Annotated in this window: 26 protein-coding genes; 18 read left to right on the forward strand and 8 right to left on the reverse strand. The window is 57.9% G+C overall.

Going from position 1 to position 26,948, the window contains the following annotated elements:
* Positions 1-88 precede the first annotated feature (88 nt).
* From GRX76_RS11370 to GRX76_RS11385, 4 genes are all read left to right on the forward strand, one after another.
* A complete protein-coding gene (locus tag GRX76_RS11370; protein WP_160153420.1) occupies positions 89-874 on the forward strand; it encodes a hypothetical protein in 786 nt (261 codons plus the stop codon).
* Positions 875-970: 96 nt separating this feature from the next.
* Complete coding sequence (locus GRX76_RS11375; RefSeq protein WP_160153421.1) at positions 971-1,636, forward strand: hypothetical protein; 666 nt, start codon at positions 971-973, stop codon at positions 1,634-1,636.
* 15 nt (positions 1,637-1,651) lie between these two features.
* A complete protein-coding gene (locus tag GRX76_RS11380) occupies positions 1,652-2,305 on the forward strand; it encodes a glutathione S-transferase family protein (RefSeq protein WP_160153422.1) in 654 nt (217 codons plus the stop codon).
* Between the two features lie 155 nt (positions 2,306-2,460).
* Positions 2,461-3,651: an aromatic ring-hydroxylating dioxygenase subunit alpha gene (locus GRX76_RS11385; protein WP_160153423.1), complete on the forward strand. Its 1,191-nt coding sequence runs from the start codon at positions 2,461-2,463 to the stop codon at positions 3,649-3,651.
* A gap of 285 nt (positions 3,652-3,936) precedes the next feature.
* Here GRX76_RS11385 and GRX76_RS11390 read toward each other — a convergent pair whose 3' ends face one another.
* On the reverse strand, positions 3,937-4,305 hold the full coding sequence (locus tag GRX76_RS11390; RefSeq protein ID WP_160153424.1) for a hypothetical protein: 369 nt from the start codon (positions 4,303-4,305) through the stop codon (positions 3,937-3,939).
* A gap of 9 nt (positions 4,306-4,314) precedes the next feature.
* Complete coding sequence (locus tag GRX76_RS11395) at positions 4,315-5,529, reverse strand: class I SAM-dependent methyltransferase (protein WP_160153425.1); 1,215 nt, start codon at positions 5,527-5,529, stop codon at positions 4,315-4,317.
* Between the two features lie 182 nt (positions 5,530-5,711).
* Here GRX76_RS11395 and GRX76_RS11400 point away from each other — a divergent pair, with 182 nt between their 5' ends.
* The 5 genes from GRX76_RS11400 (at position 5,712) to GRX76_RS11420 (ending at position 11,973) form a co-directional block, all read left to right on the forward strand.
* On the forward strand, positions 5,712-6,644 hold the full coding sequence (locus GRX76_RS11400; RefSeq protein ID WP_160153426.1) for a VOC family protein: 933 nt from the start codon (positions 5,712-5,714) through the stop codon (positions 6,642-6,644).
* Between the two features lie 86 nt (positions 6,645-6,730).
* Positions 6,731-7,630, forward strand: coding sequence for a polysaccharide deacetylase family protein (locus GRX76_RS11405; RefSeq protein ID WP_160153427.1), 900 nt, complete (start codon positions 6,731-6,733; stop codon positions 7,628-7,630).
* A 5-nt stretch (positions 7,631-7,635) separates the two neighbouring features.
* Positions 7,636-9,090 (forward strand): MmgE/PrpD family protein, encoded by a 1,455-nt coding sequence (locus tag GRX76_RS11410; RefSeq protein WP_160153428.1) that lies wholly within the window; start codon positions 7,636-7,638, stop codon positions 9,088-9,090.
* Between the two features lie 7 nt (positions 9,091-9,097).
* The gene (locus tag GRX76_RS11415) at positions 9,098-10,498 is read left to right on the forward strand and encodes a phenylacetate--CoA ligase family protein (RefSeq protein ID WP_160153429.1); all 1,401 of its coding nucleotides are present in this window, start codon (positions 9,098-9,100) and stop codon (positions 10,496-10,498) included.
* Between the two features lie 65 nt (positions 10,499-10,563).
* Complete coding sequence (locus tag GRX76_RS11420; protein ID WP_160153430.1) at positions 10,564-11,973, forward strand: amidase; 1,410 nt, start codon at positions 10,564-10,566, stop codon at positions 11,971-11,973.
* Here GRX76_RS11420 and GRX76_RS11425 read toward each other — a convergent pair.
* A complete protein-coding gene (locus GRX76_RS11425) occupies positions 11,970-13,406 on the reverse strand; it encodes a sodium/proline symporter (RefSeq protein ID WP_160153431.1) in 1,437 nt (478 codons plus the stop codon). The two genes, GRX76_RS11420 and GRX76_RS11425, sit on opposite strands and share 4 nt — an antisense overlap.
* 166 nt (positions 13,407-13,572) lie before the next feature.
* Between GRX76_RS11425 and GRX76_RS11430 the strand changes: the two genes are divergently transcribed.
* The 5 genes from GRX76_RS11430 to GRX76_RS11450 all read left to right on the forward strand — a co-directional run bounded on the left by GRX76_RS11430 (position 13,573) and on the right by GRX76_RS11450 (position 18,690).
* Positions 13,573-14,364: an enoyl-CoA hydratase/isomerase family protein gene (locus tag GRX76_RS11430; RefSeq protein WP_160153432.1), complete on the forward strand. Its 792-nt coding sequence runs from the start codon at positions 13,573-13,575 to the stop codon at positions 14,362-14,364.
* 83 nt (positions 14,365-14,447) lie between these two features.
* A complete protein-coding gene (locus GRX76_RS11435; RefSeq protein ID WP_160153433.1) occupies positions 14,448-15,176 on the forward strand; it encodes a hypothetical protein in 729 nt (242 codons plus the stop codon).
* On the forward strand, positions 15,173-16,669 hold the full coding sequence (locus GRX76_RS11440) for a 3-isopropylmalate dehydratase large subunit (protein ID WP_160153434.1): 1,497 nt from the start codon (positions 15,173-15,175) through the stop codon (positions 16,667-16,669). The genes GRX76_RS11435 and GRX76_RS11440 overlap by 4 nt, the downstream gene beginning before the upstream one ends.
* Positions 16,666-17,313 carry a 3-isopropylmalate dehydratase small subunit gene (gene leuD / locus GRX76_RS11445; RefSeq protein ID WP_160153435.1) on the forward strand — a complete coding sequence of 216 codons (648 nt, stop codon included), beginning with the start codon at positions 16,666-16,668 and terminating at the stop codon, positions 17,311-17,313. Before GRX76_RS11440 ends, leuD begins: the two co-directional genes overlap by 4 nt.
* 3 nt (positions 17,314-17,316) lie before the next feature.
* On the forward strand, positions 17,317-18,690 hold the full coding sequence (locus GRX76_RS11450) for an MmgE/PrpD family protein (protein WP_160153436.1): 1,374 nt from the start codon (positions 17,317-17,319) through the stop codon (positions 18,688-18,690).
* Between the two features lie 110 nt (positions 18,691-18,800).
* Here GRX76_RS11450 and GRX76_RS11455 read toward each other — a convergent pair whose 3' ends face one another.
* Positions 18,801-20,042 (reverse strand): CaiB/BaiF CoA-transferase family protein, encoded by a 1,242-nt coding sequence (locus tag GRX76_RS11455; RefSeq protein WP_160153437.1) that lies wholly within the window; start codon positions 20,040-20,042, stop codon positions 18,801-18,803.
* 151 nt (positions 20,043-20,193) lie between these two features.
* On the opposite strand from GRX76_RS11455, the gene GRX76_RS11460 reads away from it, so the two are divergent.
* Complete coding sequence (locus tag GRX76_RS11460) at positions 20,194-21,129, forward strand: hydroxymethylglutaryl-CoA lyase (RefSeq protein WP_160153438.1); 936 nt, start codon at positions 20,194-20,196, stop codon at positions 21,127-21,129.
* A 46-nt stretch (positions 21,130-21,175) separates the two neighbouring features.
* Here the strand turns inward: GRX76_RS11460 and GRX76_RS11465 are convergent, their stop codons facing one another.
* The 4 genes from GRX76_RS11465 to GRX76_RS11480 all read right to left on the reverse strand — a co-directional run bounded on the left by GRX76_RS11465 (position 21,176) and on the right by GRX76_RS11480 (position 24,704).
* On the reverse strand, positions 21,176-21,967 hold the full coding sequence (locus GRX76_RS11465; RefSeq protein WP_160153439.1) for a GntR family transcriptional regulator: 792 nt from the start codon (positions 21,965-21,967) through the stop codon (positions 21,176-21,178).
* 158 nt (positions 21,968-22,125) lie between these two features.
* Positions 22,126-23,058, reverse strand: a complete 933-nt coding sequence (locus tag GRX76_RS11470) for a polysaccharide deacetylase family protein (protein WP_160153440.1) — start codon at positions 23,056-23,058, stop codon at positions 22,126-22,128.
* Positions 23,055-24,014 (reverse strand): polysaccharide deacetylase family protein, encoded by a 960-nt coding sequence (locus tag GRX76_RS11475; protein ID WP_160153441.1) that lies wholly within the window; start codon positions 24,012-24,014, stop codon positions 23,055-23,057. The genes GRX76_RS11470 and GRX76_RS11475 overlap by 4 nt, the downstream gene beginning before the upstream one ends.
* Positions 24,015-24,023: 9 nt before the next feature.
* Positions 24,024-24,704: an isochorismatase family protein gene (locus tag GRX76_RS11480; protein ID WP_160153442.1), complete on the reverse strand. Its 681-nt coding sequence runs from the start codon at positions 24,702-24,704 to the stop codon at positions 24,024-24,026.
* Between the two features lie 201 nt (positions 24,705-24,905).
* Here GRX76_RS11480 and GRX76_RS11485 point away from each other — a divergent pair, with 201 nt between their 5' ends.
* The 3 genes from GRX76_RS11485 to GRX76_RS11495 are packed head-to-tail and all read left to right on the forward strand — an operon-like array spanning position 24,906 to position 26,948.
* Complete coding sequence (locus tag GRX76_RS11485) at positions 24,906-25,214, forward strand: REDY-like protein HapK (RefSeq protein WP_160153443.1); 309 nt, start codon at positions 24,906-24,908, stop codon at positions 25,212-25,214.
* A 19-nt stretch (positions 25,215-25,233) separates the two neighbouring features.
* Positions 25,234-26,088, forward strand: coding sequence for an SDR family NAD(P)-dependent oxidoreductase (locus GRX76_RS11490; RefSeq protein WP_160153444.1), 855 nt, complete (start codon positions 25,234-25,236; stop codon positions 26,086-26,088).
* Positions 26,088-26,948, forward strand: a complete 861-nt coding sequence (locus tag GRX76_RS11495; RefSeq protein ID WP_160153445.1) for a CoA ester lyase — start codon at positions 26,088-26,090, stop codon at positions 26,946-26,948. The genes GRX76_RS11490 and GRX76_RS11495 overlap by 1 nt, the downstream gene beginning before the upstream one ends.

Raw genomic sequence — 26,948 nt, forward strand, 5'->3', positions numbered from 1 at the left:
AGGGCGTAATTGACTTTACTCAACGCGAATCAAACACAGCTCAGTAACGCTTGCTCTTATCGTGTTTGTTGCCGCTCGAGTCCCGACCATGAACGACGCCCCAGCTCCATGCCACAGGAAACTGCTTGCCAGTGGTCATTACGATTACTTTCTCGACGGAGTCTTGCAGACCATTTGCGAGGACTGGAAGCTCTATGAGGATAATGATGGCCTGTGGCTGGAGAGTGAACGCCGGGTGCCGGCAGTGGAGCTGTCGCTTACGGTAAGCACTGAAATCAGGGAAGGGCAGATCGCCCGCAGTTATATCCGCTGGTGCCAGGGTGGCCGTCGAGTGGCCTCCGCGCTCTTCAAACGTGGTACCGACGGCCACGACTACCTGCATCGAGTAGCAGGCGCCGGCTCCCGGCGGCACTCTTGCCGAGGGGCTGTTTTCTTTCCGCTTCTCCGGGTGTTCACCGGTACCGTATTTTCCGGGGTGAGGGCTAGTATCGATCAGTCCTCCAATAATCAGACTGGCATTGATGGGAGCGCCGCACGGGATGTCGAGCTGTTTATTCCGTGGATCAAAGACCCTGCGCAAACCTCGCAGTTGCTGAGCCCCTCCGTATCTCAGCGGCAGGTTCGCAGTTGCGGAGCGCCTTTGCCAAGCCCGACCGTTGCTCGGGTACCCTCATCCCCGATGCCTACGCTGCAAGAGCTGGAGTGCTATGAGTATGTCGGAGACCAATACGGGGAAGGCACGCGCTTTTGGCTGTCAAAGGGGTTACTCCAAGCATATACCTGGCAGCAGCCTGGCCAATCAACGGGCGGTAACTGGTACGTCGCACTGGCGGGAATGGCGGGTACCTGGCCAGGTGAGTTATTCCGCCGCTAACCTGTCGTTCCCTGTGACCTTTATCAATTTGCCGACCAGCGCATCTGGATATAGTCGGGCATAAATGAAGTCACAAATAATAACTGTACGGTCACTATGAGCATCTATCTACTGATCAAGTTTTTCCATAACCTGTGTTTTGTCTACTGGCTGGGCGGTGACCTGGGCACCTTTTATGCGAGCCGCTTTGTCGCCCGCGATGACCTGAGCCCGCAGGCGCGCAACACGGCGCTCACCATCATGATGGGGTGTGATCAGGGGCCTCGATTCTGTATGCCACTGATATTGCCGCTGGGCTTGCAACTGGCGTATTTGACTGGTCAGTTCTCAGTGCCCGTATCGATAGTCGCCGCGGCCTGGGTTCTGTGTCTCGCCTGGTTCATACTGGTGGCGGTACTGCATTTCAGCCACGGTAAAGCATTTATTCCCGCACTGACCCGGCTCGATTTCGGCCTGAGGGTGGCGCTGATCGTCGGGCTGTTGGGTGTGGCCCTGGTCGCCTTGTTCACCAATGCGATTTTTCCCGCTGACTGGCTCGCCATCAAACTCGGCATCTTTGCATTGCTGGTGTTTTGTGGCCTGATGATCCGGGTGCGCCTGAAAAGCTTTATCGCTGCTTGGGGTAAGGTTGTGGCCGGAACCACAGATGATCAAGCGAACCAGACGATTCGCAACAGCATCGCTGCCTGCCGACCCTTTGTTTATGTTATCTGGATCGGTCTCCTGGCCAATGCGGCCTATGGCCTGCACCTGATCAGCTGATCTGAGGAGACAATTTTGAAGCTTTACAGTATTCCCCATTCCCCCTATGGCGCTCGAGTCAGTGCGTTGATCCGGCTGAAGCAGCTTCCGATAGAGGTGTTGCCGCCCCCCGAAGCTTTGCGTACAGAGGGGTTCTTCAGGCGATTTCCCCTCGGCAAGGTTCCGATTCTGGAGCTGGACGACGGCAGCTGCCTTGGAGAGAGCTGGGCGATCCTCGAATATCTGGAGGAGACATCTACTTCCAGCCGTTCACTGAGCCCTAAAGATGCATTGGCGCGCGCGCGGATGCGCGAGTTGGCGCGCTACGCGGATTTGCACCTCGCCCAAAACGCGCTGTTCCCGCTGTTCCGCTCAGCGCTGGCTGGGCAGGCCGTTAGTGAAGATACCGAAGCGGCGTTGCGCGCGGAGCTCGCCAAGGGCGAGCGGCTGATCGGCGCCCGGGGCCCCATCGCGGGCCGTCACCTGGACCTTGGTGATATCGCTCTGGCGCCCAGTATCCTGTACCTGGAGCTGCTGACCGGTGGCGTGGGGGAAAGTGCTGTATTGGGTGAGTTTCCGGCGTTCTCGGCCTGGTGGCAGGAGGTCCGGAATATTCCGGAGCTCGCGGAAGTGCTCAACGGTGTCGCGGCTGCATTTGAAGCCTTTGCCGGCACTAAGGCTTCTGCGTGATATCGCGGATAGGTGATTTTTGGGGCTGTTTCGGCAGTTGATATTAGTCAAATTAGGGCCTATTTGTGGCGCTAGACTGTCTTCAGACAGTGATCTCCGCGGTGGTGCAAACCGTACCAAGCGGTACCTAAACAGATAAATCGAGGTAGCGGAAAATGCTGACCAACCTTTGGTATGTGGCCGAATGGTCCAACGCAGTGAAAGATAAGCCGGTAAAGGCGAAATTGCTCGGTCAGAATTTTGTACTGTACCGGGACAAGGCGGGCAAGGTGCATTGCCTGAGTGATGTGTGTATTCACCGCGGCGGCTCACTCTCCAATGGCTGGACTACTGAGCGCAACTGCGTGGCATGTCCTTACCACGGCTGGGAATTCGACTCTGAAGGTAAGGTGCAATTTATTCCTTCCCGAGGAGAGGGTGCCCCGATCCCGGAGCGGGCCCGTATCGATGCCTATCCCACCGAAGAGCGCTACGGGATGATCTGGGTATTTATGGGTGACCTGCCGGAATCCGAGCGCTACCCGATTCCCGAATTTCCTGAGTACGACGACCGCGACAACTGGCGGCCGGTGTCTCTGGACTTTACCTGGAAAGGCACAGTAGACCGCGTTGTTGAAAACGGTATCGATATTGCGCACACCTCGTTTGTCCACCCGGGCTTCGGTTATCCCGAGATGGCCGACAAGAACAAAATTATCGATGTTGAGAAGGGCGAGTACTGGGGGCGATCTTCCAACGTATTGCACCCGCCACAGTTGCAGGGCAACTTTGGTCTGATGAAATTCTTCCGCAAGGACAAGCAGCCGACCTATGTAACGCCGTCGTTCTACTTACCGGGGCACTGTGTGCGCTTGCACATCAAGGTGAATTCCTGGATGGATATGGTTATTTTCGATGCGAATACCCCAGTGGATGAAAACACCACTCGCTCCTTTGCGATTCAGGTGCGCAACTTCTTTAAATACCCTATGTTCGATGGTGGTGCCATCAAGCGTACGCGCAATGTATTCCAGCAAGATGCGGATATTGTCGAGGCGCTCTCGCCCAATTATCTGCCAGAGACGCTCGAGAATGAGGTTTCCGTAGAGCAGGACAAGTTTATGGGCGCCTGGCGTCAGATCCGGCGCAAGCACATTGAAATGGGCTGGAAAATCGATACGCGCGCGATGAAGGCTTATGAAGGCGAAAAAGTGTTTACCATCCCGTCACCGGCGCGTCGCACCAACCCCGACTTGAAGTGGGCGCTGGATACGGTGCCCATGATCGGGGGAAAGTCTGATCTGATACCAACCAGAAGTGTCGAGGGTGGTATCAGTAATACTCAGAAGCAGGCGGAAACCGCTTAGTATTTCATTGTATTTTGATTCGGCTTCTTGAATGTTTGTGTGGTTTGAGCCCCGGTTTTACCGGGGTTTTTTTATGGGCCCAGAAAAACACGCTGCATGTTTTATGGGGAATACCCTGTGAGGGGCGGCATGGCTAAGGGGAAAGGCCAGGGAAAGGCCAGGGGAAATGGTTAGGGGAAATGGTTAGGGGAAATGGTTAGGGGAAATGGTTAGGGGAGCAGTGGAAGATTTTCTGCGGTGCAGCTTTGGCAAGCGATGGGTCCCGGTTGCCGGGACCCATTGCTATCAAATTTCAGCGAGTTCCTGAATGACAGACTCCAGGGCGGTAGAAGCATTACCAGATCGCTCCTCGGCGATGGCTTCCTTTTCCTGCTGCACGATTCTCAGAATGCGTGCGATGTACTCCTGATGTAGCAGGGCACGCTCCTCGCTTGCGCTTGCGTCGGGTTCGAACGCCTCAATTTCACCGGTGTCGAGCAAGCCCTTTTTCGCAAGCAGCCGCTCGATGGTGTCCATGCGCTCGCGGGTCACTGCAAGCTCTCCGGCGACCGCCATCAAAATGCTCATCAGGCGCTCGCTTTCCGCCAGTTCGAAGTACTGTGGACGTTTGCCTTTGGCTTTGGCTCCGGCAAGGGAAATATAGTCGTCGCTCATAGTCTGTTCCTACTTCTCCGCCACGTAGACATGCCAGGCGGGTTTTCTCCCGTAATCTTCTGTTTTCTCATCGGCTTCGGCGGCACTTGGGAAAATGCTGGTATCGACGACGGCCGTGAGCCCAATAGATGAAAGCTTGTTTCGATCAAAGCCCGCACTTTCCATCAGTGCGAACACATCGATATCGTGCATGGTTCCCCAGAAGGGTTCGTTGTTGTTGCGGCTATCCCAGTCGCGCATAAACTGCTCAAACAGCGGCATTTCGTCGGTGAATTGCGGCTGTTCCACATGCAGCACTCGCCCCCCTTGGCGGGTCAGGCGATAGGTCTCGTTAATCACGTTTGGCAGTGCGGTGGATGAGAGCTCGTGCAGGAACATGCAGGTAATGACCAGATCAAAGCTGTCGTCGGCATAGTCCAGGTTTTCCGCATTGGCCTGGCGGAAGGTGATATTTTCAACCCCAAGCGATTTCGCCCGTGCATGGGCATAGCGGAGCACTGGTGCCGCCACATCTACGGCGACAATCTCCGTTTCAGGGAATGCCTGCGCCAGCGGCACTATGTTGTGTCCCACAGTACAGCCCATATCTAGGATGCGTTTCGGCTTGAACCCCAGTTCGGCCTGATCCCTGAGCCATGCCACGATCGCCTGTCCACCGCCGTCACTGTACTTCCCGAGCATGCCTGCCGTAGTCACAAAAATACCCGAGTCGTAGTTGGCACCCACGGAGACGTCATCCGCGCAGTACTCTGTGTGGTAGCACCCGGGCATGCAGTGAATGTCGACTGCAGATACATAGCGTGGGAGAGGGAGGTTTGGGTCCAGTTGCAGCTGTGGGCTACCTGCATTCAGTGCTGCGGCCCGTTGGTTCAGGTCGTCCCACCGTCGATAACTTAAACTGCGGCCATTTTGCTGGCGCATTTCCATAGTGTTGCGGCGCAGTGAGCTCCAGGTTTGGTAGTAGGGGTCAACCTCCATCAGTCTCCGAACCTCTTGGCGGGATACCGGCGGGCGCCCCTTGTCTGCGACGAAACGGGGTAGGGCGCGTTTTTCGTAAGCGGCCTGGACCCCGGGCATCACTTCCTGCGCAAGGTGCATGTTCAGATTGGTGAGAAAATTGAAGCGAGCAGTCTCATCGTGGCTGGCCTCTGGAAACACGCCGTGTTTGCCAATGACATGCCAGCCCGGTGGTGTATTTCTCGACTTGCTGGGCGAACCCGTCATAAATGCCTCCGGCAGGGATTTCCATCGTTGTTGTGCTATAGCAGTGATCCAGTGTAAACAGCCATCACCTGGTCGCCTTGACAATAGTCAACCCCTATTTCCAGCGTACCGCTAAGCTTTCTGAACATAAAAATCAGGCCAGAAAGCTGGGGTGCACGCTCGTGTCGGAAGTCTCTAGTCCCGTGTTGGGACCATCTGTTTTTGCCACTCTGGTGACCCGCGATCTGGACCGCGCGATTGCGGCCTATGAAACCTTTCTGAGCCTGCAAAAAAGTGCCACTTGCAGCGGAAAAGTGAGTCGGCCCCTGGCTGCCCTTTGGGGGGATTCCGTGCGGGAGGGGGCACGGCAGTGCCTGCTGGAGAACGCATTGGGTGAGCCCTTTGTCAGGATTGTGGAGGACCGATCTGCGAGTTCAACGACGCCTTTGCACCATTACGGCTGGATGGCGCTGGAAGTCGTTGTTGAGGATGTGGACCGGTTGGCGGAGTGTATTGAGCATGAGGGCGGCGGTTCCGGGATGGAGGTGCTTCGCCCGGCCGCAGACCTCGAACTCTCTGACAAGATTCGTGCGAGCCAGGTCGCCGGTCCCTGTGGGGAGGTCTTGTATCTCACTCGCATTGATGGCGATGTGCCGCCTTTCGATTTGCCGCGTGCGCGCTGTGCCGTTGATCGGCTGTTCATCCCGGTGGTCAGTGTGCCTGACCGCGAGCAATCGGTGGCTTTTTACTCCCGCTTCCCGGGTACAAGCTGCCTGAAATTTGATACCCGGATCACCGTCGTCAATCAAACCTTTGGGTTGTCGCTGGAGCAACAGCACCCGGTCGCAACCGTGTCTTTGCGCGGTCAAAGCCTGATTGAAATCGACCAGCTGGACCCTGCGCAACCTCGCGTTGCGACGGAAGTAAAAATGCCGGCGGGTATTGGCAGCGTGAGTTTCGAGGTAGAGAGCCTTGCGCAACTAGAGGCGCTCGGCATGTGCTGGCTGCAACCGCCACAAGTGTTATCCGAAGCCCCCTACAACGGTCGCCGTGTCGCGATCATTCGGGGCACCGCAAATGAGTGGATTGAATTAATCGAGCAGTCGAGGCAGGCCGACTCAAATGATGCGATCTGATTAATCGGACGGATCAGTCCCGTCGGTTGGTAGCTCAGATCTATCTCACAGAATTTAACGACAGAATTAAGTCACGGAACTACGTTATGCAATATACCTGGCCCAAAGGCGCTCGCCTGGCACTTTCCATTGTCGTCAATGTGGAAGAGGGCTCCGAAAGCACCGTACTCGATGGGGACCGCGGTCCTGAGCCGGTAGATGAACTGGGTGTGGTTCTGAAAAAGCCGCTGCGGATGCATGGTAACGAAAGCAACTACGAGTATGGGCTGCGCGAGGGCTGGCCACGCATAAATGCCTTGCTCAAGGAGTTTCAGATTCGTGCAACCTTTACTGCTGCGGCGGTTTCCCTGGTGCGGGCGCCGGATATTGCCGCGACCATTCGCGAAGATGGACACGAAGCCTGTTCTCACGGTTATCGCTGGATGCATCAGTTTCACATGGACGAGGAGCAGGAGCGCGAGTTTATCCGCAAGGCAGCCGACTCCATAGAGCAGTCCACTGGCCAGCGTCCGCAGGGCTGGTTGTCCCGCTACCTGCATACTGAGAATACCCGCCGGCTGTTGCAGGAGGAGGGGTTCCGCTATCACATGGATGATTACAGTGCGGACGCGCCTTTCTGGGGTGGCGTAGATGGCAGCGCTGAACCCATGGTGATCCTTCCCTACGCCCTCGATTCAAATGATATGAAGTTCTGGACGTCACCTTCATTGACGCCGGAAAACTGGCTTGCCTATGCCAAGCGCACGTTCGACGTGCTGTATGAAGAAGGTGCAGAGCAGCCACGCATGATGTCGCTGGGTTTGCATCTGAGGATTATCGGGCGACCGGGCCGGATCTGGGCACTGCGTGCATTTTTGGAATACGTACGCGAGAAAAGTGATGTTTGGGTGGCGACCCGCGGAGAAATCGCGCAGCACTTTGCGCAGGTGTGTGCCGACCAGCCCCCCAGGCCGGAACGACGTGCGCACGCTCTCACGGCCGAGTAAATACCATGGACGAGTGGGTAGAAAAAATTCTCGATCACGTCGAATCGACGGAGTTCTCTGACCTGTCACCGCAGGCCGTTGCGGCAACACGTACGTTTGTCCTCGATTCTGTGGGTGTGGGTATCGCTGGCTCACGGGTGCCGTTCTCTGCGCAGTTGGCGGGGCTCGCGAGCGGCGACTGGGGCGCTGGTGGCGAGCGGAGAACTGGTGGCAAGTGTCAGGCGGCCGCGCGCGCGTGGAATACCGGTGAGGCCATGTCTGCACCACTAGCAGCAATGCAAAACGCCTATCAGATTCACAATCAGGAGTTTGATTGCGTGCATGAAGCCGCGGTTGTGCATCCCATGGCCGTCATTCTGGCGAGCCTGCTTGCCCACGCGGAGCGTGAGACGGCGCGACTCCCGGTTAGCGGAGAGCGGTTGATCACCGCCCTGAATATTGCGGTGGATGTGGCAACCGTTCTCGGTCAGTGTGCCACGCAGCCCATGCGATTCTTCCGGCCGGGCGTTTGCGGTGCACTCGGGGCCGTAGCCGGCTTGTGCAAGCTCGCCAACTTTGGCCGCGCTCAGACCCGCCATGCGATGGGCATAGCCTTCAGCCAATGCTGCGGCACCATGCAGGCACATTTGGAAGGATCGTCCACGCTACCCATGCAGGTCGCCTTTAATGCGCGCAATGCAGTGATGGCATTTGATATGGCCGCAGTGGGCCTGGACGGGCCGGCAGAATTTCTTTCCGGACCCTTTGGGCTCTTCAGCCTGATGGAAGATGCGGGCAATGCGAAAGCGGCATTTACGTTACTCGGAAATGAGTGGCAAATGACGCGAATCAGCCACAAACCTTTCCCCACCGGACGCGCTGCGCACGGTGGTCTAGATGGCATTATTACCCTGCAATCCACGCATGGATTCACGGTGGATGACATTGATGGTATTTGCATCAAGGCACCACCGCTGGTGCGCCGTTTGGTAGACCGCCCGGCTCTGTCTGATATGGGCCACAACTACGCCAAACTGTGTATGGGGTACATCGCCGCAACCTGGTTGCTGACGGGTCGTGTTGACCTCACGGATTACCAGGCGGAGAAGCTTCGCGATCCCGCACGTCTGTCCCTGGCTGCTCATATCAGTATGGTTCCCAATGAAGTGACCGATCCAAATGCGCTGGCACCTCAGCGGGTAGAAATACGCCTGCGCGACGGCAGAGAGCTAGCGATGGACTTGCCCGCGGTTCTCGGGCATCCGCAACGCCGGCTATCCCGTGAACGTCAGTTGGAGAAATTCCGACGTTGCTGCGCGTTGGCGAAGCAGCCTCTACCGGTTGCGCAAGTCGAGCGCTTGATTGAGGACATCGATCAACTCGAGCACCTTGAAAATGTCGCCAGCCTTGTCGAGAAAATGTGCCATAACTCCACAGTGGTTAATTCGGTAATCGCCGAGACTGACCGAGCAATACAGTGAGCATCCAATGAGTTACCCGACTTACTACGAAAGTTTTGATTACCCCGCAATGTTGCAGGAGTTTCCGCTGGGGGATGCGTTGCTCGAACGCTATCAGGGAATGTCTCGCGAAAAATTGCGTGAAGAACAGAATGCCCGGTTTATGAAACTGGTTGCGCGGGGCTGGGAGATTCCTTTCTATCAACGGCTTTGGGGCGATGCCGGTGTGCGCCCGCAAGATATTCGCAGTATCGACGATATTGAGCGCCTGCCGGTCTACTCCAAATCCGACATTATGCGCAGTGTGGCGGAGCACCCACCTATTGGCGATTTCAATGGGTTTGAGCACCTGCCTCCGGAGCAGCGCCCGCCGGTTATTTTCCATACCACCAGCGGTACCACCGGTACGCCGCAGCCCATTGTGTTTGGTGCCCGCGGTCGCGAGGTCCAGGCGCTGCTTGTTGGCCGTTCCTACCGCTTCATGGGCCTGAAACCCGCAGCCACGGTACAGTCCTGTTACGGCCACGGCATGATTAATGGCGGACACTATATCCGCGAGTCCGTCAGCCGCTATACCAACGCGCTGTTTCTTTCCGCTGGTACCGGGGTGGAAACCCGCTCCGTGCAACAGGTCAACCTGATGCATACGTTTGGCGCGAACGTGCTGGTGGGCTTTGCCGATTACATCAAAAAGCTGGCTGATGTTGCCCGCGCGGAGGGTTTGGAACCGGGTAAAGATATCAATATCGATATGATTATCGGGCATTTGGGGCAGGAGACCCGCGAAGCGTTGAGCACTGCCTGGGGTGGGGCGGAGCTGTTTGACTGGTACGGGGTAGCCGATACCGGCTGTATTGCGGCAGAAGGGCCAGACCACGACGGATTGTACGTATGGGAAGACGCGCAGTACCTGGAAATACTCGACGTCGATTCCGGCAAGGCGGTGGTGCCGGGTGAGCGCGGAAACATGGTGGTGACCTGTCTGTATAAAGACGATGTCTACCCGGTGATTCGCTTCAATACCTGCGATGTGACCGAAGAAATCCCAGGTGAAAACACATTTGACCTTCCATTCCGCCGTATCCGCGGTTTTGTCGGGCGGTCGGACAATATGGTGAAGATCCGCGGGATCAATATCTATCCTCACGGTGTTGGGGGCATGCTGGCCGAGCATCCCGAGTTTGCCGGGGAGTATTTCTGTCACGCAATCCGCACCCCAGAGGGTCGCGATGAATTTATGGTGACGGCGGAAGTTCAGGTTCCGGAATCGGACTTCGAGGGTTTGCAGTCGGCATTTGCAGAAACGCTAAAGCGAAAAGTTGGTATCGATGTGCCGGTCAAGTTGGTGGCGGTTGGTGGTACGACGGCACTGACCGAGCTGGATAAGCGCCAGAAGCCCCTGCGTTTGAAAGATGAGCGCTTTGCCTGATATCCATGTGCAAGGTTGATACTGGTTGTGTCCCCCCTTAAAAAAATAGTGCGAGGAAGTGTTTCTTGATCAGTGAAGATAGCGTTACGCAAAACGTTGATCACGCCTTTTTACTGCAGGATGCCGCCGCTCACGCGGCATTATTGCGGGAAGGGAAGCTGACCAGTGTCGCCCTGACGCAGAAAATCCTGTCTGCCATCGAGCAGCTGAATCCCAAGCTGAACTGTTACTTGTCTGTTGATCCTGAAGCTGCGCTGCAGGCGGCGCAAGCGGCGGACTTGCGCAGAGCGCGGAGGGAGGCGCTTTCTCCCATCGATGGTCTTACCGTGGCGGTGAAAGACAATATCGATGTGAAGGGTTTCGTCACCACTGCGGGCCTCGGGGTAGCGCTGGATACACCGGCCGCACAACGGGACAGTTTTGTGGTGGAAAAGCTGCGCCGTGCCGGCGCGATCTTGCTTGGGAAACTCAATCTCCACGAGGCGGCACTCGGCGCCACCAATGACAACTACCATCATGGCCGCTGTATCAATCCTCATCGCGCGAGGTATACCCCTGGTGGCAGCAGCGGCGGCTCCGGCGCTGCGGTGGCCGCGGGTCTTTGCGCCTTCGCGCTGGGTACAGACACCATGGGGTCGGTACGTATTCCCGCCAGTTACTGCGGTGTTGCCGGTATCAAGCCGACGCGGGGAGCTGTGAGTATTGGTGGTACCCGCATTCTCAGTCGCCGCCTGGATCACGTGGGGCCCCTGGCACGCAGTGCCGCGGACCTGGAGATGATCCTTCCGGCAATGGTTGGTTACGATCCGGGCTGCGCGCAATCTTTCCCTGTTTGCCTGCAGAAAGAGCCTGTACAGGTGCAAAACCTGAACTTCGGATTTGCGGATGTTTCCCGAGGAATGGGCGTGGCTGCAGCGGTAGAGCGGGCCTATCAAAGCGCCCTTGCGATCTTCGCTGCCGCTGGCGCGCGCCAGTGCGAGCAAGACCTACACAGTCTCGACTGTGCGGCGGCGCGTCGCGCCGGGCTTATTGTGTGCGAAGTGGACCTCTTTGTGGATCAGCAGCAGGCATTGCGAGAGCACCCGGAATACTTCTCGCCTGCGCTACACAAGCTGATTGCCTACGGTATTGGCAAGGGTGCGGTTGATTTTGCCAGCGCAGACCGACGCCTTGATGTCGCTGCGTTAAAGATGGCTAACTGGTTGGAAAGCTGTGATTTTCTACTGCTGCCCACGGCGCCGCAGGGTGCGTTTGATTTCAGTGAGCCGGCCCCGGCCGGGCAGGCCGATCTCACCAATATGGCGAATATGAGTGGCCACCCCGCGATCAGCGTCCCAATGGGGGTGGATGAAAGCGGCTTGCCCCTGGGGCTCCAGATTATTGGGCCCCATGGAAGCGACCTCCAACTGACCGCTATTGCGCAGTGGTTTTCCGGCTTCATCTCCCGCCCTCAGCCGCAATTGGACACCTTTTAACGCATCTGTTCGCCCGCGACCGATACCGGAACGCCGCGTTCGCGCATGGTGAACAGTGCGCAGATTGCAAAGGTGAAAGGGAGTACTCGTTCTGCAATATCGCCCGGTGTATTGGGTAAGAGGTAGAGCGCAACGGCACTGGTAAAGCCGGTGAGGATCGCAGTGAGAACACCTTCGCCCGTGAGGGGAACCCCGGCCAGTCGAAGAAACAGGATGGGACCGAAGGCGGAACCGATGGCCACCCAGGCGAACAGGACCCGCTGAAATATACTGCTGGGCAGGCCAATTGCCAGAGCAATGGCGAGTAGCGCTACCAACAGCATGGCCAGTCTTGAAATCCACAGGGTGTGTCCTGGAAACCGTCGAGCCAGGCCCAGATCGTGGGAAACGCAGCTCGCTGCCACCAGTAGCATGCTGTCTGCCGTTGACATGATTGCCGAGAGCACCGCCGCAAGCAGCACGGCCCCCAATACCGGTGGCAGCAGCTCTGAAGTCAGTAAAAAGAAAATACTTTCTGGATCGCTGACGCCGGGAAGCAAAATGCGGCCCAGTAGACCGAGCAAAAACATGCCGCCAAAAACCAGTGCAAACCAGACGATGGAAATAACCTGAGCCTGGCGTAAAGCCCGAGCGTCGCGCAGGGCCATAAAGCGGTTCAGCAGGTGTGGCTGGCCATAGGCGCCCACGCCAACTGCCAGGCCTCCGACAACGAAACCGACCGCGGACAGGCCGAAATTTCCGGCCGTAAACTGCATCGCCAGACTGAGGTCGGAAATGATGAGGGATAGTCGTATACCCTCTGAGCCACCGGCGGCATGCCAGGCCACAGCCGGAAGCAGGATAGCGGCCATCAGCATCAGCCCGCCCTGAAGGGTGTCGGTGAGGCTTGCGGCCCAGAAACCTCCGAGGAGGGTGTAGGCAACAATAATCAGACCACCGAGCGCAATGGACTCGGCAGAGGGCAGCGCAAATGTTGTTGCGAAGGTATTTCCAGCACCCTGAAACTGGGACGAAATGTAAAAGATAAATGAGAACAGAATGATCGCCGAGGCCGCCAGAGTAATTTGGCGCGCGCGTCTGGGGCTGGCGCCTTCAGCGAGGAACTCTGTCAAGGTGAGCTGATTGCGTTCGCGGCTGTGCACCATCAGGCGCGGTGCGATCCAGAGCCATGCAACGGCGCAACCGGTGACGGCTCCCGCTGCAAGCCACAGTGCTGCAGGGCCCATCACATAGGCCGCGCCGCTCATGCCGAGCAGCGTCCAGGCCGACGCAGAGCTGGCCCCGTAACTGATTGCCGCGACTACAGGCCCCAGGTTGCGGCCGCCGAGAAAGAAATCGCTATTACTGCGTGTGCGCCGCTGTGCCCACAGGCCAATGCCCAGTAGTAACAGCTTGTAGAGTAGAAGCGTGATAAGGACAGTTTGTGTATGCATCTTTGTCCCTCGGATTTGTATCGGGCTTGCCGGTTGTCAGTTTTCAGTTGGTGTACTTGCAGGTGTGATGCTTTCAGAGTCTACCTTCTGATTGATTATAAAGATATGTGTATATAACATTGTAGTGAGGCGCTGATCCAGGTGCCTCGTTAGGGAACGGAAACATATGTTGGCAAACGAATTGGCGGGGCGTATCACGGCAGAAATTGTCCAAGGTGTCGCGACGCTGGTGATTGATAATCCAGGGCGCCGCAACGCCATCGATGCTGCCATGTGGCGACAGCTGGATAAGGTGTTAGCGGAGCTTGCTGAAGACTCGGATGTACGTGTGCTGGTGCTGCGCGGTGCCGGCGAGCGTGCGTTCAGTACCGGTGCCGACATTTCCGAACTTGCCGAGTTGGTAGCGCACCCCGAGCAGTTGGCGGAAAACAACCGGCTCATTCAGCAGGCCCAGGCCCGCCTTGAGTCCTTTCCGCGTCCCACCATCGCGCTGATTCACGGTGCCTGTGTGGGCGGCGGCTGTGGATTGGCACTGGCCTGCGACTACCGTCTCGCTGCCGATAATGCCAGATTCGGGATTACCCCGGCGCGACTGGGCTTGCTCTACAGCGAAAGGGATACCCGCCGGCTGCACCGCCTCGTTGGCCCGGCGCATTGTCGGGAGATTCTGTTCGGGGGCGACCTGTTTGATGGGGCTCGGGCCATGCAAATTGGTATGTTGAACCAGTTGCTACCCACGAGCGAGTTGCAGACTGCCTGCGATACGCTGGCAGGCAAGCTCGCGTCCGCGTCGCGCTACGCGCTGCACGGCATCAAGGCAACCCTCGCCAGTATCGAAGGCTATGGGGCGCACACGCCGGAACAGTTGCAGCAGCTGTTCGACGGGGCATTCACTGCGGAAGACTGTCGCGAGGGCGCAGCGGCGTTTCTTGAGAAACGCGCCGCCAAGTTCACCTAACTATTTATTCAAATATTTATCCAAATATTGACAAACAACGCGCGCGATCCGCTTGTAAAAGTGAAATCTGAGGAAGTTATAACATGGCGAGAGAAGGCTACCGCACCATTCGCGGAAAACTGCAATACTCCAGCAAAAAACCGGAACGAATGAACGAAGAGCGCGGGCGCGAATACTTTACCCTTACCCAGCAGCCAGATGGTACCGACGTATTGCTGGCGCACTGTGAGATTGACGATGCGCCGCCGGTGATCCGCGATGTTTCTCAGGCACTCGATCACAAAACGTCAGCACCCAAAGACTGCTCGGTGCGTTTGACGGTGGGGCATCGCTTTGAAGGCAGCGGCTGGTTCCGGTTTGGCGACCGTGCGGTGGAGTGTGAAACCTTCAATCACCGCGATGGGCGCATCACACAAAAAATTGAAATTGAACAACCCATTGCCTGGATGCAGTGCCATCCGATTTTTGGCGATGGCCTGTTGATGAAGCTCTATGACCTGCAGCAGGGGCCTGGAAAGCAGCACTTCCCCAACATGATGCTTTCCTCACCCGATCACCGCGGCGCTACCGGTCCGATGCTGTTTCCTATGGGTTTCTCTCTGGTATATGTCGGCGAAGAGGATATCGAGGTAGAAGCGGGAGAGTTTCGTGCACGACATTTCCAGGTGACCGATACCGCTGCGGACTTACCGGAGGAGCACCCGCCTTACGATGTCTGGGTGACCGCGGACGATAACTATATTTTGTTACGCGCAGGTGTCGCGGGCTATATGCAAACCCACTATGAGCTGGTGGAGTTGAGTATCGAATGAGTACGACATTGTCCAGCGCAGTCGCTGCAACCGGTACGACGGCAACCACACTATTCGAAAAGCTGTGGCGTGACCATGAGGTGGGTCTGTTACCAGGCGGTGACTCCCTGATTTATATCGACCGGGTGTTTTTGCATGAACGCACCGGTTCCATCGCACTGCAAAGCCTGGAAAGTGCAGGGCACTCGGTACGAGATCCTGCCCGGGTGTTCTGCACCATGGATCATATCGTTGATACCTTTCCGGGCCGCGGTGACAAAACCCTGATGCCTTCCGGCACCGACTTTATTGTGGCAACACGCCAGGCGGCGCGGGCGAGTGGGGTGCAGCTGTTCGATGTAAATCATGTGGACCAGGGCATTGCCCATGTTATCTCACCGGAGCAGGGCATAGCATTACCCGGTCTTACATTGGTCTGCCCTGACAGCCACACCTGTAGTCTTGGGGCATTGGGTGCGCTTGCCTGGGGTATTGGCTCCAGTGAGGCCGAGCACGCGCTGGCCACCAATACCCTGCGGGTGCGCAAACCTAAAACCATGCGAGTGACGGTTACGGGCACCTTGGCCGCCGGCGTTACCGCGAAGGATCTGATTCTCTATCTTATTTCCACGCACGGTGCCGACGGCGGTAGTGGCTACGCGGTGGAGTTTGCCGGCAGTGCCATTGAGGCACTGGGCCTGGAGGCGCGCCTCACCCTGTGTAATATGGCGGTTGAGTTTTCAGCGTTTACTGGCCTTATAGCGCCGGATGCAGTAACTCAGGCATATTTCGAAGGACGCGACCACGCACCGCGCGGTGACGACTGGAAGCTGGCGGCAGAATACTGGCAAACCTTGCGTAGCGATGACGGTGCGCAGTTTGACCGGGAAATCATCATCGATGCCTCCCTGATTGAGCCTATGGTCACCTGGGGCACAAGCCCGGAACACGCAGTGGCGATTACTGGTCGCGTGCCGCTTATGGATTCTTTGGCGCCGGCGAAGGCGGAGTCCGCACAAAAAGCACTGGAGTATCAGGCTATCCCTGCGGGCCAGGTGATGGCCGAGTTACCCATTGATGCCGCGTTTATTGGCTCCTGTACCAATAGTCGCATCAGTGACTTGCGCATCGCCGCGGAGGTTCTCCGGGGTAAGAAAGTCGCGGCCGGTGTATCTGCTGTGGTGGTGCCCGGTTCCCGACGGGTCAAGCGACAGGCGGAAGCAGAGGGGTTGGACAAAATTTTTATTGAAAGCGGTTTCGAGTGGCGGGATTCGGGCTGCTCCATGTGTTTCTACGCCGGTGGCGAAACCTTCGGCCCCGGCAAGCGTGTGATCTCCAGCACCAATCGGAATTTCGAGGGACGCCAGGGCCCCGGCACGCGCACACACCTGGCCAGTCCCGCAACGGTGGCGGCCTCTGCGATCGCAGGGTTTATTCGCGCAGCCGAAGCTCCTGCCAGTAAGGCCGTGGAATCTACCCAGGGTGAAGTCATTGTCGAGGAGGGCGCGGCATGAAGGCGTTCACTTGCCATACCGGCGTGGCCGCACCGCTGTTGCGCCGCAATATTGATACCGATGCCATTATTCCTTCCCGGGAAATGAAACGGGTCTCCAAGCTCGGGTTGGGGGAGGGGTTATTTGCCGGCTGGCGCTACACAATACCCGGTGGTCGCGAGGCAAACCCCGAATTTATTCTGAATCAGCCGGGCTACGCGAACACCTCCATTCTGCTTTCACGAGAGAATTTCGGCTGTGGTTCATCCCGGGAGCATGCGGTTTGGGCACTGGTGGAATTCGGAATTCGCGCGATTGTGGCGGAGAGTTTCGGAGCAATTTTCCACACCAACTGTATTCGCAACGGGGTCTTGCCAGTTGTATTGCCGGCGGCGGCCATTGCCTGGCTTGCTGACTTTGTGCAGGCGGACCCGCAGCGGCATCGCCTTACGGTTGACCTGGAGCACATGCGGGTAAGGTGCGAAGGCGTCGTCACCGAGGAATTTGACTTTTCATTGGACGCCGGCGCTCGCGAAATGCTGCTGAAAGGCCTCGATCCCATTGCGCAGACGCTACTGGAAAATGAGGCCATTGCCCGGTTTGAGCAGGCGCGTGCCAAGGAGCATCCCTGGGCGTTTCGGCTAAACGGCACGGCAGTGGAGTAATCTATGTCACACCGCCCACAGTCATCGCTATTGACTGAGCTTATTGAGCTGCTGCAACGCACTCCAACCGATGCAGATCTTATTCGTGCCCAGTGGCATTTATTGGACTGGGTGGGGTGCGCAACTCTTGGCATGCAAAGTGCTGTGGGTAAGAAAATGGCCAGAACCATTTCCCGCTTCGGCACTGCCGGCACGCACTTCTGTGTGGATGGACATAGGTATGCATGGTCCGATGCGCTCTGGCTGAATGCTGCGGTAGGCAATGTTCTGGAGATGGACGATGTCCACAGAACCTCCACCTTGCATCCTGGCCCAGTGGTAATACCTGCCGCAATGGCGGTAGCCCAGCAAGTCGGCGCATCTGCGCGGCAACTGCTGCAGGCGATTGTGGTTGGGTATGAAGCAATGATCCGCATCGGCCGCTCCCTTGGCCGCGGCCACTACCGCTACTATCACAACACATCCACTTGCGGCAGCTTTGGCGCGGCCGCCGCCGCGGCGAGCTTACTGGGTTTGTCGCCGGAGCAATGGGTGTGGGCGCTGGGCAATGCGGGTACACGCACTGGCGGGCTCTGGCAAATGCGCCATGAGCCCACCGATAGCAAGCAATTGCACAATGCGGAGGCGGCCCGCACCGGCGTGATGGCGGCGATGCTGGCTCAGGAAGGTTTTCGCGGTCCGGGTCGGCTGTTGGAGGGCGCCCAGGGGCTTTACGCGGCCACGTCAAATGATGCACAGCCGCACGCCGTGACCGCAGACCCCGAGGGCCCCTGGCTGATCTTCGATTGTAGCTTCAAGCCGTGGCCCGCCTGTCGGCATACTCATAGTGCGATTGATGGTGCCCTGGCGCTGGCGCTGAATGCGCAACAGGTCCGTAACATCGACACCATTGAAGTGGCCACCTATGCCGATGCGCTGACTTTCTGTGATCGACCATTGCCTCTGGACCAGCTACAGGCCCAATTCAGTCTGCAACATTGTGTTGCTGTGTGCCTGCTTGACGGGCGGCCGCAGTTGTCCTCTTTTACCTTGGGTGCCTTGCAGCGGTCGGACCTGGCGGCGTTGCGCGGCAAGGTGCGGCTAGTGGAAGATCACGCTATTTCAGGGGCCTACCCTCAGCAATTTGGAGCTCGTGTCAGTGCGCACTTTAGCGATGGCAGCAACCGGAGTGTGGAAATCGCAGACGCCTGGGGAGACCCCGAAAACCCACTGGAGCGCGAGGATATTGTCGACAAGTGCCGCACACTAATGACGGCGGCGGGAGTGAGTGATGCTGCGATGGATGCGGTGTGTCACTCCACCCTGCAATTGATCAGGCAACCGTCCTTAACGCATTGGATCGAATCGCTTAGGGAAGTGTTGAGCAGCAGGCGCTAAAGGATCTCGCGCATCGGTGCACCGCCTTTTCAGAGCGCAGAAATAAAAATACCGGAGCTTGTGCTCCGGCATTTTTTTAGGCCGAGTTCGAGAGTGCCACAGGAGGCTAGTCAGGCGTTCGCCGTTTCTTGCTGCTGTACCCCAGCTTCATCGCGCAGGATACCGCGCTCAATCAGGTCGTGAATCGCCTCATCTGTTAACCCTGCGGCGCGGGCGATCTCGGCACTGTGCTGGCCGGCGGTTGGCAGGTCGTGGCGGAGACCGGGGCGGCGGGACTCGCTACCATGACCCAGCTCAATGGGCAGCGCGGGCAGGCGCGCACTACCGCCTTCGGGTAACTCCAGGTCAAGCAGGCCGCCGCCGTGGTTGAGGTGCGGGTCGTTGAATAGATCGGCGGGCTTGTTGATGGGCGCGAAGGGGACGCCCGCGCGGTCCAGTCGCTGCATCATGTCATCTTTGCTGAGGCTCGCGAACAGTGCCTCAATCTGCGGGATCAGGGTTTCCCGTGCGCCTACACGCCCCGCGTTGGTCGCCAGTGATTCGTCGGCTGCCAGGCTGTCGAGTCCAAATTCCTCACAGAAGGCGCGCCAAAGGGTGTCGCTCACCACGCCGACAAAAACCCGTTCGCCTTCTGCGCTGTGGAAGATATCGTAAATGGACCAGGCACTGCGGCGCACCGACATGGGAGGGGGCTCTTCGCCGGTAACCGCCTGTTGCGCCATATGCTGGCCGACGAGAAACGCGGTGGTTTCAAACAGTGAGCTGGTGACGCGTTGCCCTTCACCGGTGTGCTGGCGCTGCTGCAAGGCTGCCAGAATACCAATTACACCAAACATTCCCCCGGTGATATCCACCACGGAGGTGCCCGCGCGTAGTGGCCGGTCGGGCAGGCCGGTCATGTAGGCGAGGCCGCCCATCATCTGTGTGACTTCATCGAGTGCCGTTCGGTTTTCGTAAGGCCCGCTGAGAAAGCCTTTCAGTGAGCAGTAGATAATGCCGGGGTTGCGTTCTTTGAGCGCCTCGTATCCGAATCCGAGGCGATCCATTGCGCCATGGCGGAAGTTTTCGATGACTACGTCGGCACCGTCGATCAGTTGCAGCGCCAGTGCGCGGCCCTCGTCGGATTTGAGATCCAGCGCCAGGCTCTTTTTGTTGCGGTTGTACATGGCGAAATAGCCGGCGCCTGAACCTTTCAGGCGGCGGGTGTTATCGCCCTGATAGGGTTCCACCTTGATTACCTCGGCACCCAGGTCGGCGAGAATGCCCCCTGCGGCTGGGCCCATCACCATGTGGGTGAACTCAATGACTTTTATGCTCTGCAATGGCAGGGGCTGGTTGGTGGTATCACCCATGGTTTTCTCCCACGTATGTTTGCTCGTAAGCGGTGTCAGTGCCGCAGCGCCAGCAAAGCTGGCGAGATGTAGCGGAATAGCATTATCCTCGCAATTGCATGTATGATATATCAATAGATCATTTAAGCAAGGCGATAGAGCGAGTAACCAAATGGCCAGAGTTGATATCGAAATCAGTGAAGTGGGTCCGCGCGATGGATTACAGAGTATTCCGCAGATCATGTCGACGGCGCACAAGAAGCAATGGATAAGTGCGCTGGCCGCCGCTGGATTTGGTGAAATTGAAGTCGGCTCTTTTGTGCCGGCAAAAATTTTGCCGCAGCTGGCGGATACGGCGGAAATTGTTCGCTTTGCACGCGAAATTCCCGGGTTGACGGTGGCTGTGCTGGTGCCAAATTTGCGCGGCGCCACGGATGCCGTCGCAGCCGGTGCACACAAGCTGACGATTCCTTTGTCGGTCAGCGAGACCCACAGTTTGAAAAATTTGCGGCGCACCCACGCGCAGGTTCTCGATGAGGTACGCGGTGTGGTCGACCTGTTGCGGAGTCTTCCCCAAGAGCAGCGTCCCCACCTGGAAGGCAGTCTGTCTACCTGCTTTGGCTGTACTTTAGAGGGGGCAGTCAGCGAGGATCTGGTGGTACGCATGGCGGAGGCATTGATCGATGCCGGCTGTGATGAGGTTGGCCTATCCGATACCACGGGCTATGGAAATCCGGTACAGGTACGCCAGATGATTTCCCGTGTCCAGGAGGCGGTAGGGCGCGATCGGCTGACCGGAATTCATCTGCACAATACCCGCGGGCAGGGCCTGGCCAATGTGTTGGCGGCGGTAGAGGCCGGGTTGACCACGGTGGATGCGTCTATGGGCGGAATTGGTGGTTGTCCTTTTGCCCCCGGCGCCAGTGGCAATATTGTCACCGAGGACCTGGTTTTCCTGCTGGAGGCAATGGGCCTGCGCACGGGCGTGGATTTTGAGAAAATGCTCGCTGCACGCGAGCTACTGCAAGAGGCGTTACCAGAAGTCCCGCTGTACGGGTTTACCCCCGATGCGGGTTTGCCCAAAGGCTTTCAAGCGGCGGGCCTGTAACCCGGCTTAGTCGGTAACAAACCTGTGTGGGCGGAGGACGCCCACGCTAGCCCGCCTTGAGATCGTCCGCGGTCAAATCCATCTGGTACTGGAAACGGTCCGGGTGATAAAGCACCTGCATATAGTCCGCCAGCCTTTCTTCACCATTTAGTTTGCAATACGAGCGCCGGGTCAGGCTGAGCAGGGGCGCACCCGGAGCGATGTCCAGTTCTTCGGCAATGCTATCGCTCGCTGCGACCGCGCTCAGTGTCTGGGTAACGTGGGTTATTTCCAGTCCGTGCTCGCGGAATACTTCCAGGCGCGGGGTTTTGGTGAACTGACGGGCAGATATCTTGCCGTCCAGCCCGATCGTCCAACTGACATAGTGGCCAAACGGAGACCCGTTTCTGGCCCTGACACGCTCCAGGTAAAGCGCCTGCTCCCCGGCAGCCAGGCCCAGAGCCTCACGTATTTCCGCCGGCGGTTGCAACTGCTCACAGGCCCGCACCTTCACGTCCGAGTGCCGCGCCATGCTCTCAATCTCCTGCAGCATGGCGACCAGTGGAGCCTTCACCGGGCGCGGCTTGTACTGGTAAATCACATGAGTCCCTTTGCCGCGCCGTCTTTCCACGAAACCGTCGGAAGCCAGTTCATCCATGGCGCGCTTGGCGGTAATACGGGAAACGCCGAAACCCTCTGCCAGCTGTAGTTCTGTGGGCATCTGCGCACCGCGCTCCAGGGTGCCGTTGACAATGGCTGTCTTCAGCAGGGTATACAACTGGAAGTACAGGGGGGTGTGAGAATCTTCTGACAGCGAATTGAGTTGCTGCCGGGTAAACAGTTGGGATACGGCTTCCATGTGTCCAGCGCTTTCCTGTTTTCTGAAAAGGGGCGAAAGCCCTAATGATATATCTTTTTATATCTTTTGCCAGAAGCGCGGTTTTGGAGGCAGTTGGCCAAAATGGAAAGGCGGCCAGCCAGATACCTGAGCTGGCCGCAACGGAAGGCCCTGCGTTGCTACTGCGCCTGCTTGCAGTAGCCGAGGAGTTCACCGGCAGGCGCACTGAATACACCCGGTTGAGCGGTGATAAAGGCCAGGGCGCGCTCGAGATAGGCGATACGGTGAGGTTGTCCCAGCATCCACGGGTGGATATTCAGAGCGAGAATGCGGCCGCCGCTGCGCTCGGCTTCTTGCAACAAAAATGTGCAGGCATCCTCGATCTGCTCCTGATAAGACGCCTCGGAATGCAGGTTGTTGCGCAGGATAAACTGATCTTCCAGTTCCGTGGACAGCGGCACGGCCCACAGGTTGCCGGTATCGGTGCGGAAAGGGTAGGGCATATCGTCGTTTACCCAATCGCAAAAATACGCGATACCTTCGGCTGCGAGCAGGTTGGGTGTGTTTTCGCTGTGCACTTTGCCGGGGCTCAGCCAGCCCTTGACCACTTGCCCGGTTTTTTCCTGCAGGCTGTCGAGCGTTGCGCGGATTTGCTCGCGCTCATCGTCCACTGGCTGGCCGCCGTAGTGCGGGCGGTCCATGTTCCAGCCGTGGGCGATGATTTCGTCACCGCGCTCTTTCAGCAGGTCCATCAAATAGGGTGTGCGCTGGGCAAGTTCGCCATTAATGGCAAAGGTGGGGCGCACCCCGTATTTGTCCAGCGCCTTCAGTAGGCGGTATATGCCGACCCGATTACCGTAGTCTCGCAGGGAAAAATGACGCAAGTCGGGGTAAGGCATGGTCATGCCTCCCGGTGGCGGGAAGGGTTTGCCCTGCTGGTTCAATGGGAAGAATTGCAGGCTGACATTGACCCAGAGTGCCAGCTTTTTACCCTTGGGCCAGCTAACCGCGGAGCGTTGCGTCAGCATCTGCCAGTCGTACCAGTCATGGTCCATGCCGTGGCGGCGCAGGGGGTATTCGAGATGGCAATGGTCCAGTTTTACGTCGTTCATGCCGTCACCTCCGCCGCGGCCCAACCCGATTTTTCCGCAATATCCTGTCGCGCCATATCGTAGTAGTGCGCACGGTAGTGCTCGGCGATTTCTCGGCCTGTGGTCACCCAGACATCGCTGTGGCCGGTGATGTATTCCAGTGCTTCTTCAAAGGCGCGCAGGCGGTGCGGGCAGCTCACCTGATAGTTGTGAGTGGGAATGCACATCACGGTGCCGCTCTCAGCACCTTCCGCGTACAGCCGGTCAAAATTGTCCCTGAGCATCTGCCCATAGCGGCGTGGCTCCACTTTGTTGACCACATAAGCAATGGTGTCATTCATTTCCAGGGAGTAGGGGATGGAGACAAAGCGTTTGTTGTTGCGCAGGTTAATCGGCGTGGGCTGGTCGTCATGGAACAGGTCGCAGGTATAAAAACCGGCGTCGTCCCCAAACAGTTCGCTGCCCACCTCGGCGAAGAGATCGAGGGTCAGCTCCGAATGCGAGAGTGCCGGGGCCAGGTAACCCGCGCATTTTTGGCCGGTGTGACGGTGGATGCTGAGTATCGAGTCGCGGATCATTTCGCGCTCCTGCGCCTCGGACATGCCGTAGGTATAGCGCGTGTTGTAAATACCGTGACTGAAAAACTCCCAATCGCGCTCCTTGCACAGCTCGATGATCTCCGGGTGGTGGTCACACAGCGCCGTGGACAGCGAGATGGAACCGCGCACCCCGTATTTGTCCAGTACCGCCATCTGGCGCATGTGGCCGACGCGGTTACCGTAGTCGCGAATACTGTAGCCGGGGACGGCAGGGCTGGGCTGCGGCCACGCCTTGCGGTGCGGGTTGGCCGGTGGGTTCAGTTCGTAAAACTCGATATTGGGCGCAACCCAGAATGCCAGGCGCGCACCACCGGGCCATTGGATTTTGGGGCGGTTCTGGTAGGGCCAGTAGTCGTAGAAACCGGGATCAGCTTTCATCGGCACACCTCACACTTTGCTATTGTCAGCTTCGCCGCGCAGCCACTCGAAAACTTCTGAGACTTCCAGCACGTCGGCATATTTCAGCGACAGGTCCGTGAGGTTGGCGAAGTGGTAGCTCTCGTGCTTATCCGCAACACACTCCTCGGGCACGATGGTGCGATAGCCCCGCGAAAGGCTGTCCACCGCGGTGGCTCGAATGCAGCCGGAGGTGGAACCACCGGTAATGATGACGGTGTCTACCTGGTGCCAGACCAGAAGCGATTGCAGTTGGGTCTCGAAGAAGGCGCTGGGCATTTTCTTGCAGTAAATCACATCCCGCTGGCGGTCTATTTCGAGGCGGTCATCGAACTCACTGCGCACACTGCCAAATTTGATGTTTTGCAGGGAGTCGGGCGTGTCCGTGCGCGTGCCCCAGATCCCGGCATCCTCGCCGGAGTCCATATAGGCCACTTGGGTCCACACCACCGGCCAGCCTTTCTCGCGAAACACCTTGGCCAGTTCGTTCACATAATGCATCTGGTTGGGATCTGTTTCATAGGCGGTTTTGAAAAGATCGGTGCGGGTGTAGGCCTTTTGCGGGTCAACGTTCACCAGTACCGCCTTGCTGCCGAAGCCGAACCGTTTACGGGCGGGGTTGGCCTTGATTTCCTCGTAGATCTCGCGTGCGGTTTTGTTGCTTGTTTCCATCGTTGCAGCCTTGTTTTTGTCTCTCTTGTCGACATGGCCGGGCGGTTTCCGTCAACAACCGTCAGCTATGCCAGTTTGATGGCATAGGTATACCCCGGTGAAGTGTCCGCCAACACGACAAAAGTCAAAGATGGTCCCGGCTGATTGGGTGACCATAGCCTCGAAATCCATTACCAACCGTGTATCCGGGAGGCTACCGCCATGACCATGATTGTTGTCCTCTTCAACCTAAAACCCGGTGTGAACGCCTCCGATTACGAGGAGTGGGCGCGTACCACCGACTTGCCCAATGTGAATCGCCTGCCCTCCGTTGCCCAGTTTTCCGTGCTGCGCACCACCGGTCTGCTCGGCTCTGATGCGCCGGCCCCATTTCAGTATGTGGAGCTGCTGGAAGTGAACGACATGCCGCAGCTGGGGGAAGACGTGTCGAGCGAGACCATGCAAAAGGTCGCGGCAGAGTTCCAGCAGTTTGCAGACAACCCGAAATTCATGCTGACCCAAAGTATTTGAGGCATCTAAGGAGCTAGCGATGACGGAACTGGCAAGCAAGTACCCGGAGCTTTCCGGCAAGGTGGCGGTGATCACCGGCGCCGGTCGCAGGCAGGGCCTGGGGGAAATGATGGCGCGCCGGCTGGCCTTCGAAGGTGTGAAGGTGGTACTGACCGATATCGGCGCCGCGGCCGGCGACAACCTGCCCGCGAACGCGATCGGAACCAGCGAAGAGCTCGAGCAGATTGCTGCGGAAATCCGCGATGCCGGCGGCGACGTGGCCACCTTTGCCTGCAATGTGTTGGAACCCTCCGAGGTAGAAGCCGCGGCAGAGTTTGCGCGCCGTCATTTTGGCGCTCTGGATATCTGGATAAACAACGCCGGTGTTGGCTACCTGATGCAACCCATTGTAGAAATGGATGACGACAAGTGGGACACCGTCCTCGGAGTCAATCTGCGTGGGGCTTTCCTTGGCATCAAGTACGCGGCGCGGGCGATGATCGCCCAGGGTCGCGGTGGCCGCATCATCAACATCGGTAGCCAGGCATCCAAGTCCGGCTTTCCCCACGCATCGGCGTACACCGCCTCCAAGCACGGTCTGGTCGGCCTGACCCGATCTGCGGCTATGGAGCTGGGCCCGGAGAAGATTACCGTAAACACCATCTGCCCGAATCACATTACCACTGGCCTCGGTGCCTGGCAGAACGCGCACTTCTCTGAAGTGACCGGCAAAGGCCACGACAAATACATGGAAGACATGCGCGCGCGTATTCCGCTGGGGCGTCCGGGGCTGCAGGAGGACGTGGCCAAGGCCTGTGCCTTCCTGTGTTCCGATGAGGCCAGTTACATTACCGGCGAGTCCATGAATGTCTCCGGGGGCGAGGAGTACCACTGATGGATAGGTGTGCGCGCAGCCTGTTATTCGTTCCGGGGCACCGCCCCGAGCGGTTTGCTAAAGCGTTGGCCAGCGGCGCCGACCTGGTGTGTATCGACCTGGAAGACGCGGTGCCGCTGCAAGAAAAGGTGTCCGCGAGAGAAGCCGTGCGCGCGTTTCTTGCCACATGCAGCCAGGCTGATTTGCAGCGGCTGGTGATTCGTGTGTCGGCGGCTAACGGCGAGCACTGCAATCTGGATTTGAAGGTACTTGCCGATTGTCCCCGGCCTGCCTTTTTCATGCTGGCGAAAACGGAGTCACCACAGCAGCTGAGTTATGTTTCAGCGGCCCTGGCGACCGGCCCTCAACGCTGGATCGGCTTGATCGAGAGCCCCCGCGGGCTACTGAATGCCGATGCGATATGCGCTTCACAGGCACTGTCGGCTGTCATGTTCGGTGGTGGGGATTATGCGGCGGAACTGGGCGCGACCTTTGCCTGGGAGCCCTTGCTGATTGCCCGCTCCCAGCTGGCGATGGTCGCAGCCGCCCACAACTTGCCCTGTATTGATGTGCCCTATCTGGATATCCAGAACCCGGCGGGATTATCAGAAGAAACCCGGCGGGTGTGCGCACTGGGGTACAGCGCCAAGGCCGCGATCCACCCCTGTCAGTTGGAAGCGATTCATCTTGCTCTGGCGCCCACGGAAGCCGAAGTGCAGGGTGCGAAAAAAATAATCGACGCATTCGTGGCTGCCGACGGCGGTGCCGTTACGGTAGATGGTCGTATGGTCGATCAACCAATCGTAGAGAGCGCCCGCCGTCTGCTGGCGCGTGTAGCGAACGTAGTATCAAACGTAGAAAAAACAGAAACAGTGGAATAA

Source organism: Microbulbifer sp. ALW1 (assembly GCF_009903625.1).
Taxonomy (GTDB): domain Bacteria; phylum Pseudomonadota; class Gammaproteobacteria; order Pseudomonadales; family Cellvibrionaceae; genus Microbulbifer.

Excerpts from the sequence above, each read along its gene's own strand:
- GRX76_RS11385 (WP_160153423.1), top strand. The coding sequence starts at position 2,461 with ATGCTGACCAACCTTTGGTATGTGGCCGAATGGTCCAACGCAGTGAAA.
- GRX76_RS11470 (WP_160153440.1), bottom strand. The coding sequence starts at position 23,058 with ATGAACGACGTAAAACTGGACCATTGCCATCTCGAATACCCCCTGCGC.
- GRX76_RS11450 (WP_160153436.1), top strand. The coding sequence starts at position 17,317 with ATGTCACACCGCCCACAGTCATCGCTATTGACTGAGCTTATTGAGCTG.
- GRX76_RS11460 (WP_160153438.1), top strand. The coding sequence starts at position 20,194 with ATGGCCAGAGTTGATATCGAAATCAGTGAAGTGGGTCCGCGCGATGGA.
- GRX76_RS11370 (WP_160153420.1), top strand. The coding sequence starts at position 89 with ATGAACGACGCCCCAGCTCCATGCCACAGGAAACTGCTTGCCAGTGGT.
- GRX76_RS11425 (WP_160153431.1), bottom strand. The coding sequence starts at position 13,406 with ATGCATACACAAACTGTCCTTATCACGCTTCTACTCTACAAGCTGTTA.
- GRX76_RS11435 (WP_160153433.1), top strand. The coding sequence starts at position 14,448 with ATGGCGAGAGAAGGCTACCGCACCATTCGCGGAAAACTGCAATACTCC.
- GRX76_RS11480 (WP_160153442.1), bottom strand. The coding sequence starts at position 24,704 with ATGGAAACAAGCAACAAAACCGCACGCGAGATCTACGAGGAAATCAAG.
- GRX76_RS11395 (WP_160153425.1), bottom strand. The coding sequence starts at position 5,529 with ATGACGGGTTCGCCCAGCAAGTCGAGAAATACACCACCGGGCTGGCAT.
- GRX76_RS11440 (WP_160153434.1), top strand. The coding sequence starts at position 15,173 with ATGAGTACGACATTGTCCAGCGCAGTCGCTGCAACCGGTACGACGGCA.
- GRX76_RS11390 (WP_160153424.1), bottom strand. The coding sequence starts at position 4,305 with ATGAGCGACGACTATATTTCCCTTGCCGGAGCCAAAGCCAAAGGCAAA.
- GRX76_RS11465 (WP_160153439.1), bottom strand. The coding sequence starts at position 21,967 with ATGGAAGCCGTATCCCAACTGTTTACCCGGCAGCAACTCAATTCGCTG.
- GRX76_RS11410 (WP_160153428.1), top strand. The coding sequence starts at position 7,636 with ATGGACGAGTGGGTAGAAAAAATTCTCGATCACGTCGAATCGACGGAG.
- GRX76_RS11495 (WP_160153445.1), top strand. The coding sequence starts at position 26,088 with ATGGATAGGTGTGCGCGCAGCCTGTTATTCGTTCCGGGGCACCGCCCC.
- GRX76_RS11490 (WP_160153444.1), top strand. The coding sequence starts at position 25,234 with ATGACGGAACTGGCAAGCAAGTACCCGGAGCTTTCCGGCAAGGTGGCG.
- GRX76_RS11485 (WP_160153443.1), top strand. The coding sequence starts at position 24,906 with ATGACCATGATTGTTGTCCTCTTCAACCTAAAACCCGGTGTGAACGCC.
- GRX76_RS11430 (WP_160153432.1), top strand. The coding sequence starts at position 13,573 with ATGTTGGCAAACGAATTGGCGGGGCGTATCACGGCAGAAATTGTCCAA.
- GRX76_RS11475 (WP_160153441.1), bottom strand. The coding sequence starts at position 24,014 with ATGAAAGCTGATCCCGGTTTCTACGACTACTGGCCCTACCAGAACCGC.
- GRX76_RS11415 (WP_160153429.1), top strand. The coding sequence starts at position 9,098 with ATGAGTTACCCGACTTACTACGAAAGTTTTGATTACCCCGCAATGTTG.
- GRX76_RS11455 (WP_160153437.1), bottom strand. The coding sequence starts at position 20,042 with ATGGGTGATACCACCAACCAGCCCCTGCCATTGCAGAGCATAAAAGTC.
- GRX76_RS11375 (WP_160153421.1), top strand. The coding sequence starts at position 971 with ATGAGCATCTATCTACTGATCAAGTTTTTCCATAACCTGTGTTTTGTC.
- GRX76_RS11405 (WP_160153427.1), top strand. The coding sequence starts at position 6,731 with ATGCAATATACCTGGCCCAAAGGCGCTCGCCTGGCACTTTCCATTGTC.
- leuD (WP_160153435.1), top strand. The coding sequence starts at position 16,666 with ATGAAGGCGTTCACTTGCCATACCGGCGTGGCCGCACCGCTGTTGCGC.